Source organism: Pseudoxanthomonas sp. 134C1 (genome assembly GCF_057773065.1).
Genome location: NZ_JBYMTH010000003.1, coordinates 173190 through 184476, shown reverse-complemented (window position 1 = coordinate 184476; position 11287 = coordinate 173190). Strand labels below are relative to the sequence as shown.

The 11287-nt window shown below is 67.4% G+C and carries 8 protein-coding genes; 1 reads left to right on the top strand and 7 read right to left on the bottom strand.

Features of this window, described 5'->3' with window-relative positions; genetic code table 11:
• Window positions 1-23: 23 nt before the first annotated feature.
• Window positions 24-1595 (top strand): M28 family metallopeptidase, encoded by a 1572-nt coding sequence (locus AC3DEZ_RS07950; RefSeq protein ID WP_488387948.1) that lies wholly within the window; start codon window positions 24-26, stop codon window positions 1593-1595.
• Between the two features lie 84 nt (window positions 1596-1679).
• Here AC3DEZ_RS07950 and AC3DEZ_RS07945 read toward each other — a convergent pair whose 3' ends face one another.
• The 7 genes from AC3DEZ_RS07945 to phoR form a co-directional block, all read right to left on the bottom strand.
• Window positions 1680-2231 carry a phosphatase PAP2 family protein gene (locus AC3DEZ_RS07945; RefSeq protein ID WP_488387715.1) on the bottom strand — a complete coding sequence of 184 codons (552 nt, stop codon included), beginning with the start codon at window positions 2229-2231 and terminating at the stop codon, window positions 1680-1682.
• Complete coding sequence (locus AC3DEZ_RS07940; protein WP_488387714.1) at window positions 2209-3351, bottom strand: glycosyltransferase family 4 protein; 1143 nt, start codon at window positions 3349-3351, stop codon at window positions 2209-2211. The genes AC3DEZ_RS07945 and AC3DEZ_RS07940 overlap by 23 nt, the downstream gene beginning before the upstream one ends.
• A 381-nt stretch (window positions 3352-3732) precedes the next feature.
• Window positions 3733-4704 carry an aldo/keto reductase gene (locus tag AC3DEZ_RS07935; RefSeq protein ID WP_488387713.1) on the bottom strand — a complete coding sequence of 324 codons (972 nt, stop codon included), beginning with the start codon at window positions 4702-4704 and terminating at the stop codon, window positions 3733-3735.
• A gap of 76 nt (window positions 4705-4780) precedes the next feature.
• Window positions 4781-6028, bottom strand: coding sequence for an EAL domain-containing protein (locus AC3DEZ_RS07930; protein WP_488387712.1), 1248 nt, complete (start codon window positions 6026-6028; stop codon window positions 4781-4783).
• A gap of 177 nt (window positions 6029-6205) precedes the next feature.
• On the bottom strand, window positions 6206-7735 hold the full coding sequence (ppx, locus tag AC3DEZ_RS07925) for an exopolyphosphatase (RefSeq protein ID WP_488387711.1): 1530 nt from the start codon (window positions 7733-7735) through the stop codon (window positions 6206-6208).
• A 71-nt stretch (window positions 7736-7806) separates the two neighbouring features.
• Window positions 7807-9897 carry a polyphosphate kinase 1 gene (ppk1, locus tag AC3DEZ_RS07920; protein ID WP_447102752.1) on the bottom strand — a complete coding sequence of 697 codons (2091 nt, stop codon included), beginning with the start codon at window positions 9895-9897 and terminating at the stop codon, window positions 7807-7809.
• Window positions 9894-11234: a phosphate regulon sensor histidine kinase PhoR gene (gene phoR / locus AC3DEZ_RS07915; protein WP_488387710.1), complete on the bottom strand. Its 1341-nt coding sequence runs from the start codon at window positions 11232-11234 to the stop codon at window positions 9894-9896. The genes ppk1 and phoR overlap by 4 nt, the downstream gene beginning before the upstream one ends.
• Window positions 11235-11287: the final 53 nt, after the last annotated feature.

Genomic DNA, 11287 nt, shown 5'->3' with positions numbered 1-11287 from the left:
GGGGCGTGTTGAAGCGGAGCGTGATGGCGTTGTGCCTGGGCCTGGCCGGAATGGCGCAGGCGAATGAGCCGGTGGACCTGGACATGGTCAACCGCATCCGCCAGGAGGCATTCCACCGGTCGCAGGTGATGGCGACCTTCGGCCACCTGACCGAGGAAATCGGGCCGCGCCTGACCAATTCGCCGGGCATGGCGCAGGCCAATGCCTGGTCGCGCGGCAAATTCACCGAATGGGGCCTCGCCAATGTCCATGACGAGGCCTTCGACGATTTCGGCCGCGGCTGGACGTATCGCTCCGCGAGCGTGGAACTGCTGGCGCCGCGGGTGACCTCGCTGCGCGCGGTGCCCAAGGCCTGGACGCCCGGCACGCAGGGTCCGGTGGAGGGCGAGGCGGTGGTCGTCACCCTCAAGACCAAGGCGGACCTGGACAAGTACAAGGGCAAGCTGAAGGGCAAGATCGTCCTGCTCAGCGAAGTCCGCGAGTACAAGCCCGGCACCGAGGCGGACTCGCGCCGCTACGACGAAGCCGGACTCACCGAACTGCTGTCCTTCAGCGTACCCAAGGACACCAACCCGGCGGATCGCGGCAAGCGTCTGGCCGAGTACCGGCAGCGCCAGGATCTGGTGCAGGCGACCAACCGTTTCCTGACCGAGGAAGGCGCGCTGGCGGCGCTGAGCATCAGCGGCTGGGACAACGGCATCATCCGGGTCGGCGGCGGCGGTTCGCGCCGCGCCGGCGAACCGGCCGGCATTCCCGAACTGGCGGTGGCGGCGGAGCACTACAACCCGCTGCTGCGCGCGATCGAGCGCAAGCAGGACGTGCGGCTGCGCATCAACGTGGATGCGCAGTTCACCAGCGAGACCAACGATCCCGGCTACAACACGATTGCCGAGATCCCGGGCAGCGGCAAGGCCGACGAGATCGTGATGATCGGCGCGCACATGGATTCCTGGCACGCCGGCACCGGCGCGGCCGACAACGCCGCCGGCGTAGCGGTGATGATGGAAGCCATGCGCATCCTCAAGGCGGTGGGCGCCAAGCCGCGCCGCACCATCCGGGTGGCGCTGTGGAGTGGCGAGGAGCAGGGACTGATCGGTTCGGCCGCCTATGTCGCCAAGCATTTCGCCGACTACCCGGAAGCCACCGATCCGGAACAGAAGAAGCTGCCGCGCTACTTCCAGGAACGCACCGGCCCGCTGCAGCGCAAGCGCGATTACGACAAGTTCTCGGCCTATTTCAACCTGGACAACGGCTCCGGCAAGATCCGCGGCATCTATGCACAGGAAAACCAGGCGGCGATGCCGATCTTCGAAGCGTGGCTGAAGCCGTTCAACGACGTGGGCGCCACCATCGTGACGGTGCGCAACACAGGCAGCACCGACCACGTCTCGTTCGATCGCGTCGGTCTGCCGGGCTTCCAGTTCGTGCAGGACGGTCTGGACTACTTCAGCAACGTCCACCACAGCGATCTGGACACCTACGATCACGCGTCGCCGGAGGATCTGAAGCAGGCCGCGGCGATCCTGGCCTCGTTCGCCTACCACGCCGCGATGCGCGAGCAGAAACTGCCGCGCAAGCCGCTGCTGGAAAACTGAGCATCATCCTCGTGATGTGAAGAAGGCCGGATTCTCAGGAATCCGGCCTTCTTCTTGCGTGTTGCGTGGATCGCGGCGCGCGATTCAGCCGAACAGCGACACGCCCGGCACCAGCCACAGCGACAGCCCGGCCAGCGCCGAACCGATCGCGGTGGCCGCCAGTACGTCGCTGGGATAATGCAGGCCCAGCACCACCCGCGACACCGCAACGCAGGCCGCGAACGGAATCAGCAGTATGGCCAGCGCGGGATAGTGGGCCAGCGCGACCACGGTGAAGGCGACCGCGTGCAGGGTGTGGCCGGACGGAAAGCTGAATTCGTCCAGCGGCGCGATCCAGGCGCGGATCCGCACGTCGGACGCGAACGGACGCGGCCGGCGGGTCCAGCGCTTGAGCAGCTTGTACAGGGTCAGCGCGATCACGCCGGTGGCGGCCAGATGCGCCGACGCGGCCAATCCGTCCAATCCGTCCACCACGATCAGCGCGCCCATCAGCACGTACCAGAACACGCCGTCGCCCAGCCGGCTGATCACCGCGAAGAAGCGTCGCACGCCGTGCCATTCGCCCCAGCGGTTGGCACGCAGGCACCAGCCCGCGTCGCGGCCCCGCAGCGCGTTACGCGGTAGCGACGTTCTCATGCGGCCTCCTTTGCGCGGCCAGACCGGCCAGCAGGTTGTCGAAATCGATGGCCACCTGTTCCGGCCGCAGCGGGCGCACGGCCTCGCAGGCGTTGGCGCCCAGGCGCTTGCGCAGATCATCGTCGGCGCCCAGTTGCATGGCCGCGTTCACGAAGGCATCGTCGTCGCGGACCGCGAAACCGTGCAGGCCGTTGCGCAAGTGTTCGCGCGCGGCGCCGTAGTCGAATGCGATGGTGGGCACACCGCTGGCCATCGCCTCCAGGGTGACGTTGCCGAAGGTTTCGCTGTGGCTCGGAAACAGGAACAGGTCGCCGCTGGCGAAATGCCGCGCCAGCGCCAGGCCGCGCTGCACGCCGCAGAACACGAAATCCGGATTGGCCGCCGCCAGCCGTTCCCGCGCGGGACCATCGCCGACCCACACGAAGCGGGCGTCGGGACGTTCGCGCTGGAGGGCGCGGAATGCCTGCACCGCCAGTGCCAGGTTCTTTTCGGCGGCGATGCGGCCGACGTAGATCGCCACCGGCGTGTCCGCATCGACGCCCCATTGCGCGCGCAGCGCCGGGTCGCGATGTCCGGGAGAGAACTGCGATGTGTCGACCGCGCGGGCCAGCCGTACGACCCGGGCGAATCCCTGCGAGGCCAGGAATTCCTGCAGTTCGCGGGTCGGGACCAGAGTGGCGTTGGCGCCGTTGTGGAAGCGCCGCATCCAGCGCATCGCGGTCTGTTGCAGGAACGCCGCGCCGTAGTCGCGCATGTACTCATCGAAGCGGGTGTGGAAGCCGGTCGCGACCGGAATGCCCAGGCGTCGCGCAGCGCGCAGCGCCGACCATCCCAACGGGCCTTCCGTGGCCACGTAAATCGCGTCCGGTGCCGATTCGCTCCACAGCCGGACCAGGCGCCGCGCCGCCGGCAGGCCGAATTTCAGTCCGGGATAGCGGGGCAGCGCCGCGCCGCGCACCAGGGTGACGTCGTCGAGCTCGCGCAGGTCGCCTTCCTGGCGTGGCCGGACCAGCGAAACCCGGTGCCCGCGCGCGCGCAGGCCCTGCTCCAGCCCCTGCACGGTCAGGGCAACGCCATTGACCTCGGGCGGATAGGTTTCGGTGACGATGGCGTACCGCATGCGCGACTCCACGTTTTGCGCATGGTGGAGAGCGGCGATGAAACCCGCATTGCAGTTACATGGCGTTCGCGTGACAGCGGCCGACGGGATTGGATTTCCGGGAAAGTGCCTTCAAGAAGCCAATGTGGACTCGCATATGGCGTCGCCGTTCCAGGTAGCCCCCTTTGAAAAAGGGGGGGCACCTGCGAAGGCAGGTGACGGGGGATTTTTTGCTTTTGGCGCAAAGAGCAAATCCCCCTCAATCCCCCTTTTTCAAAGGGGGGAGGCAAAAGCGGAAGATCCTGCCAATCCCCAATCCCCAATCCCCAATCCCCAATCCCCAATCCCCAATCCCCAATCCCCAATCCCCAATCCCCAATCCCCAATCCCCAATCCCCACGCTCAAGGCACCGGCCCGCCCCGCGCCGCGGTGAACAGCGTGTACCACTCCTCGCGGCTGAGTTCGATGCCATCGGCCGCGCAGGCCGCGGCCAGGCGATCGGGCCGGGTGGTGCCGATGACCGGCTGGATGCCGGCCGGATGGCGCAGCAGCCAGGCCAGCAGGACGGCTTCTGCGGAAACGCCGTGGCGCGCGGCGATCAGAGCGACGGCTTCGGCGGTGGGGCGCAGCGCGGGTTCGGCGGTTTCGGGATGCGACAGCCGGCCACCGGCCAGCGGTGACCATGCCTGGAGCAGGATCCCTTGGCGCCTGCATTCGTCCAGCGTATTGGCCGAAGCGGTGTATGCGGTGCCGGTGGTGGCGGCGATCACGCCTTCGTTGATCAGGTGGTGGTGCAGTAGGCTGATTTCGACCTGGTTGACCACCAGCGGCTGATCCACATGCGCCTGAAGCAGCGCGATCTGGCTGGCGGTGTGGTTGCTGACACCGAAATGCCGCACCTTGCCGCTGCGGTGCAGATCATCGAACGCGCGAGCGACTTCTTCCGGTACGCCCAGCGGATCCGGCCGGTGCAGCAACAACAGATCCAGGCGATCCGTGCGCAGCCGGCGCAGGCTGCCTTCGACGGAGTCCATCAGGTGCGCGTGGCTGAAATCGTATCGGCCGGGCGAATCCGGTTGCGGATCGTGGGCGAAGCGGATGCCGCACTTCGATTGCAGGATCAGCCCGTCGCGGCGCGAGGGCGAGGCCGCCAGCCAGTCGCCGAACAATCGTTCCGACTTGCCGCGCGCGTAGATGTCGGCGTGATCGAACAGGTTGATGCCCTGCTCCAGCGCCGTTTCAATGAGCAGCGCGGTCTGCCGCCGTTCCTCGGGAGTGGGATCGCTGTCGTCCCAGACGCGGCTCAGCTGCATGCAGCCACAGGCGATGCGCGAGGCGCGCAGGTCGGTGTGGGGAATCGGGTGGCGCCGCATGTCGTGGATTCCGGAAAGGATGCCGGATCATGCCAGAGCCCTGCGCGGGCCCGACGGGATCAGGGACGGGATGGAGTCAGTGGACGCGCTTGCCCGGCGGATGCAGCAGGGCGATCAGGGCCGCCAGCGATAGCGGCCGCGACAGGAAGTAACCCTGTGCGTCGGGTACCCCCAACGCGCGCAGCGCGGCCAGTTCGGCGGCGGTTTCCACGCCCTCGGCGATGATGCCGCTGTGGGTTTCGCGGGCGAAGGCGATCAGCGCCGCCGCCAGTGCGCGGCGGGGGGAATCGCTGTCGATGCCGCGGGTCAGGGTCATGTCCAGCTTGATGATGTCCGGGCTGGTGGCCAGCACGTGGCGCATGCTGGCATACCCCGCGCCGGCGTCGTCGATCGCGACGCGGACGCCCTGGCGCCGCATCGGCGCCAATTGCTCGCGCAGGACCGCGTAGTCCTCCACATAGGCGTGCTCGGTGATTTCCAGCACCAGCCGATGCGGCGGAAGCTCATCCAGATAGCCGGCGATTTCGCCGCTGATGATGGTCTGCGGGGAGACATTGACCGACACATAGAAATCACCGGGCACGTGGCGCAGGCCATCGAGCGCGGTGAGGATGGCGTTGAGTTCCAGGCGCACGCCCAGACCAATCTCGCGCGCTTCGTTGAACCACAGATCCGGCGGACGTGGGGGATTGATGTCGAACCGGGACAGGCATTCGATGCCGACGATGCGCTCCTCGGCCAGGTGGTAGATCGGCTGGTAGACGATGCTGGGCTGGCCCATTTCCAGCACCGAGGTGACCCGTTCGACCTTCTCCTGGTGTTCGCGCACGGCCTCCAGGTTGCCGTCGATCTGGTAGGCCAGCAGGTCGGCGAAGGCGCGCATCATGTGCAGGTCGCGATCGCCCAGTGACGGCTGCGGGCGCAGGCTGAAGCAGCAGAAGGTACCGTAGACGCGTCCGTCGCGCAGCCGGATTGGAACGCTGATGTGCGAACCGATCGGGACCTGCGCGGTTTCCGGGATCGCCGCCAGCGCGGGCACCGCGCCGGTGTCGGGAATCAGTTGCGGGATGCGGCCCTCGACCACCCGCAGGCAATAGCCTTCGTCGAGCGGACTGGTATCGCCGGGGCGAATCGGCATGGGATCGGCTGAACCGACCACGTGTCGGAAGGTCCGGTAGCGGCCGCCGAATTCGGAGATGAAGGCCACGTCCATGTCCAGATGGGTGCGTACCGCATCGAGCACGCGATCGACGTTGCGGCCGATGGCCAGCGCGCCGGGGCCGCCATCGGCCAGGATCGCATTCCAGGGACTGTCGTTCCGCATGACTTCCTCCTGAAGGCAAGGGCGGGAAACGATCGATCGGCGGACGCGACGGACGCATGGCGCAACGGAACGGTTCCCGCCCGGTCCGGCGTCGTCCGGCATGGCCTCGATGGATTCCCGGGCGGAGTCTAGCGCGGCCGGTTCAGGTTTGCAGAGGGGAGGGCCCCGGGCCGGGGCTCAGGCGACGAAGGGCTTGAAGGCGATGCCCAGGCCCTGCATGTCTTCCGGTTCGCCGACCAGATCCGATTTCAGCAGCGGGCGCGCCTCGATCCAGCGGCGGTCCACCACCAGCCGCAGTTCGTCGCCGTCGGCAGCCAGTTCGAGCCGTGGAATCGGCGCGGCCTCGTGGGCGCGGTGCAGCAGCACCGCCAGCCGCAGCAACGCGGCCTTGCGCCTGGCCGACACCAGCAGGCGGTCGGGCAGGGCATCGAACGCGGTCTTGGGAATGTTGCGGCGGTGCGTGCGGACCAGCGCCGCCAGGACCTGCTGCTCCTGCCGCGAGAAGCCCGCGATGTCCGAGTTCTCCAGCACGTAGGCACCGTGGGCGTGGTACTGGCTGTGCGCGATGACCAGGCCGATCTCGTGCAGGCGCGCGGCCCAGCCGAGCATGCGGGCGTCGTCGTCGTCCAGTTTCCAGGCTTCGGCGACCTGCTGGTGCAGGCGCAACGCGGTGGCCTCCACCCGAGCGGCCTGGATTTCGTCGATGCCGTAGCGCTGGATCAGCGCCGCCACCGACAGGTCGCGCGGATCATTGTCGCTGCCGCGGCCGAGCATGTCGTACAGGATGCCTTCGCGCATCGCCGCCTTGCTGACCATCAGGCGTTGCAGGCCCAGCGCCTCGAAGGCGGCCTCCAGCACCAGCACGCCGCCGGCGATGATCGGGCGGCGGTCGCTGGACAGGCCGGGCAGGTCGATTGCGTCGATGCGTTCGGCCTGCAGCAGTCGCTCGCGGACCTGCGGCAACGCCTCGGCGGTGACCGCGCCCTTGGTGAGTTTCATGGCGGCGCAGATCTCGCCGATGGCCTTGTTGGTGCCGGAGGAACCGATGGCTTCCTGCCAGCCGAGCGCGCGGTACTGGCCGGCGAACTGCTGGAACTCGGCGGCGATCTCGGTGAGGGCTTCCTTCCAGCGTTTCTTGGAAATCTTGCCGCCGGGAAAGAAGCGGCGGGTGCTGGCGATGCAGCCGGCCTGCAGGCTCTCGCGCTCCAGGGTCTCCATGCCGCGGCCGATGATGAACTCGGTGGAACCGCCGCCGATGTCGATGACCAGGCGCAGCTGTCCCGGCTTGGGCGGCTGCGCGTGGGCCACGCCAAGGTAGATCAGGCGCGCCTCCTCGCGGCCGGACACCACTTCGATGGGCTTGCCGAGGGCGGCTTCCGCCGGCACCAGGAAGGCTTGCGGATCGGCCAGCTGGCGCACGGTATTGGTGGCCAGCGCACGCACCCGGGTGGCGGGAACGTCGCGGATGCGCTGGCCGAAGCGCGACAGGCAGTCCAGCGCGCGTTCGCGCGCGGCCTGCGAGAGTCCGCCCTTGCCGTCCAGGCCGTCGGCCATGCGCACGGTCTCGCGCAGACGATCGACCACGCGCAACTGGCCCAGCGTGTAGCGCGCCACGATCATGTGGAAGCTGTTGGAACCGAGATCGATGGCGGCGAGCTGTTCGCCGTCATGAGGCGGCGGCGAGACGTGGGCGGAAACGGGCGGCATCGGAAAAGCCTAGAGGCAGGAGCCGCGGGTTGGCAACGCGGTTCCTGCCATTTCAGGCACTTGCATCACGCTCAGACCCCGGCCAGCAGGGTCGCCTGCGCCGAATGCGGGGCCTCGCCGTCGGCCGGCGCCACCTTGCGGTAGGTGCCGTCGACATCCAGCACCCAGGCGTTCTGGTTGTCGTCCAGATAGTTCTGCAGACCCTCGCGGAACACCCGCTTGGCCAGATCGGCGTCCAGGACCGGAAAGCAGGTCTCGACCCGGTTCAGCAGGTTGCGTTCCAGCCAGTCGGCGCTGGCGCAATACAGTTCCGGATTGCCGTCGTTGCCGAACCAGTAGATCCGGCTGTGTTCCAGGAAGCGGCCGACGATGGAACGGACATGGATGTTGTCCGATACCCCGGGAACGCCGGGTCGGAGCGCGCACGCGCCCCGCACGATCAGATCGATGCGCACGCCCGCTTGCGAGGCGGCGTACAGCGCGCGGATCAGGCGGGGTTCGTTGAGCGCGTTGATCTTGGCGATGATGCGGGCCGGCTTGCCGGCCTTGGCGAGTTTCGCTTCGCGTTCGATCTTGCGGATCAGGCCGGCATGCAGGGTGAAGGGGGACTGCAGCAGGCGCTTGAGCTTGGTGGACGGGGCCAGTCCCGACAATTGCTGGAACAGCAGATGCACGTCGCTGCCGATGTCCGGATCGGCGGTGATCAGGCCCAGATCGGTATAGGCGCGCGCAGTGCCGCTGTGGTAGTTGCCGGTGCCCAGATGCACGTAGCGGCGCAGCTTCTTGCCCTCGCGACGCACGATCAGCAACATCTTTGCATGGGTCTTGTAGCCCACCACGCCGTACACCACCTGCGCGCCGGCTTCCTGCAGGCGATCGGCCACTCCCAGATTGGCGTCCTCGTCGAAGCGCGCGCGCAGTTCCACCACCACGGTGACGTCCTTGCCATTGCGCGCGGCCTGAACCAGCGCGTCGACGATCGCCGAATCCTTGCCGGTGCGGTACAGGGTCTGCTTGATCGCCAGCACGTTGGGATCCACCGCCGCCTGCTTCAGCAGTTCCAGCACGGGAGTGAAGGCGTCGAATGGGTGGTGCAGCAGCACGTCGCCGTCATCGACCTTGTCGAAGATGGCATCGCTGTCGCGCAGGGTGCGCGGCGTGAATACCGGGTACTTCAATTCCGGGCGCTGGACCAGGTCGTACACCTGGATGACCCGGTTGAGATTGACCGGCCCGTCGATCAGGTAGACCGCGTTGTCGGGGAGGGCGAAGTTCTGCAGCAGGGTGCGGATGATCGGCTTCGGGCAATCCTGTGCGATCTCCAGGCGCACCGCGGGGCGGTAGCCGCGCCCGACCAGTTCGTCGCGCAGGGCCAGAGCCAGGTTCTCCACTTCCTCTTCGTCGACCACCAGTTCGGAGTTGCGGGTGACGCGGAACTGGTAGGAACCCTTGACCTCCATGCCCGGGAACAGTTCGTCCACGAACGCCGACAGCACCGAGGACAGCAGCACGAAGTCGTTCTCGCCGCCGGACACCCGCGATGGCAGGTGGATGATGCGGGGCAATGAACGCGGCGCGCGCACGATCGCCAGATGGCCGGCGCGACCGAACGCGTCCTTGCCCTTCAGCACGACCACGATGTTGAGCGACTTGTTGAGGATCTTCGGAAACGGATGCGCCGGATCCAGGCCCAACGGCGACAGCACCGGCATGATCTCGTTGCGGAAGTACGCGCGCAGCCAGCGGGTCTGGCGCGCGCTCCACGCGCCGCGGCCGAACACCCGAACGCCGGCTTCGTTCAGGGCCGGGCGCAGTACCTCGTTCCAGCACTTGTACTGCGCGTCCACCAGTTCCGCGGCGCGGTCGTGGATGCGGTTGAGCACGACCGTCGGGCTGAGCCCATCTGCCGCCGGCGGCAGACCGAAATCCTGCGCGTGGCGGACGGTGGCCGCACGGATTTCGAAGAACTCGTCCAGGTTGGTGCAGGAGATGCACAGGAAGCGCAGCCGCTCCAGCAGCGGAACCTGGGGATCCAGCGCCTGTGCCAGCACGCGGAAATTGAAATCCAGCTGCGACAGTTCGCGGTTGAGGTAGAGCGAGGGATCGCGCAGGGCGTCTTCGTTGCTCAGATGGTCCGGCGTCGTGTCGATGGCGGCGTTCATGCGATCTGGCTGTGCGGGAGGGAAGGAGGAGGCGCGGGCGTGCGCGAATGCACGCGCTCGCCACCGAAATGCACCGAGAACACGCTACCGTGGCCGACCTCGCTCTGGATGTCCAGCCGCGCCTGGTGCAGGTTCAGCACGTGTTTGACGATCGACAGGCCCAGGCCGGTGCCGCCACTTTCGCGCGAACGGCTGGTGGACACGCGATAGAAGCGTTCGGTGATGCGTGGCAGGTGCGCGGCGGGAATGCCGTAGCCGGTATCGCGCACGCTCAGCACGGCGCCGTCACCTTCGCGGGCGAAGCGCACGCTGATGGTGCCGCCGGCCGGGGTGTAGCGGACCGCATTGCTGACCAGGTTGGAGAACGCGCTGTGCAGTTCCTTGTTGGAGCCCCACAGATCCACGCCCGCGTCGTCTTCCACCGTCACGATATGGCGTTTCTGGCTCAGCGCCTCGGCTTCGCGACGCAGGGTGGCCAGCATCGGCGCCATCGCCACGCTTTCGTCCGGCAGGCTGTCCTGCGCTTCCAGCCGCGAGAGCGTCAGCAGATCCTCGACCAGCTGGGTCATGCGCTGGGACTGCTTCTGCATTTCCGCCAGCATCGGCGTCCATTCCGGGAAATCCTGCGGATCCAGCATGTCCAGGTAACCATGGACCACCGTCAGCGGCGTGCGCAGCTCGTGCGAGACGTTGGCGACGAAGTCGCGGCGCATCTGTTCCAGCCGCAGCATCTTGCTGACGTCGCGCGCGACCAGCAGCCAGTACTGATCGGAATAGGGAATCAGGCGCAGATTGAGGCGCAACTGCGGATCCACCGGCGAGGCGGCGTCCAGCATCGGCTCGGCGTTGCGGCCGGCGGCCAGCCAGTGCGACATCGGCAGCGGTTGCAGGCGATCGCCGACCGCCGCGCCGATATCGGTCGGATACTGCAGGCCCAGCAGACTGGTGGCGGCCTTGTTGAACCACTGCACGCGCTGGCTGTTGCGCTCCACCACCACGACCGCGTCGGGCAGCGCTGCGGCGGCGGCGCGGTAGGCGCGCAGCATGTCCAGCAGCCTGCGCTTGCGCGCGCGCATCTCCGCATGGCCGCGGAACAGCAACCGATCCAGTTCGTTCCAGACCCCGTTGCCGCGCGCGGGTTCCAGGCGCTGGCGGGCGGTCAGGCGCACCAGCACCTTGCGCAGCCGCCAGTAGTGCCAGGCGACCACGCCGAGCGCGGCCAGGGTGACGACCGGCCAGACATGGCCGATCAGCAATCCGATCACCACCGCAAGGGCCAGCACACCCGCCAGTTGACCGAGCGTCTTGAACCAGGCGGAGCGTATGTATTGAGGCATGGGCCGATTGTAGGCAGTTATTTATGACAGCCAGCGGGAGCAGGCGAGGGAAA

Excerpts from the sequence above, each read along its gene's own strand:
- AC3DEZ_RS07935 (WP_488387713.1), bottom strand. The coding sequence starts at position 4,704 with ATGCGGCGCCACCCGATTCCCCACACCGACCTGCGCGCCTCGCGCATC.
- AC3DEZ_RS07950 (WP_488387948.1), top strand. The coding sequence starts at position 24 with ATGGCGTTGTGCCTGGGCCTGGCCGGAATGGCGCAGGCGAATGAGCCG.
- AC3DEZ_RS07940 (WP_488387714.1), bottom strand. The coding sequence starts at position 3,351 with ATGCGGTACGCCATCGTCACCGAAACCTATCCGCCCGAGGTCAATGGC.
- ppk1 (WP_447102752.1), bottom strand. The coding sequence starts at position 9,897 with ATGAACGCCGCCATCGACACGACGCCGGACCATCTGAGCAACGAAGAC.
- phoR (WP_488387710.1), bottom strand. The coding sequence starts at position 11,234 with ATGCCTCAATACATACGCTCCGCCTGGTTCAAGACGCTCGGTCAACTG.
- AC3DEZ_RS07945 (WP_488387715.1), bottom strand. The coding sequence starts at position 2,231 with ATGAGAACGTCGCTACCGCGTAACGCGCTGCGGGGCCGCGACGCGGGC.
- AC3DEZ_RS07930 (WP_488387712.1), bottom strand. The coding sequence starts at position 6,028 with ATGCGGAACGACAGTCCCTGGAATGCGATCCTGGCCGATGGCGGCCCC.
- ppx (WP_488387711.1), bottom strand. The coding sequence starts at position 7,735 with ATGCCGCCCGTTTCCGCCCACGTCTCGCCGCCGCCTCATGACGGCGAA.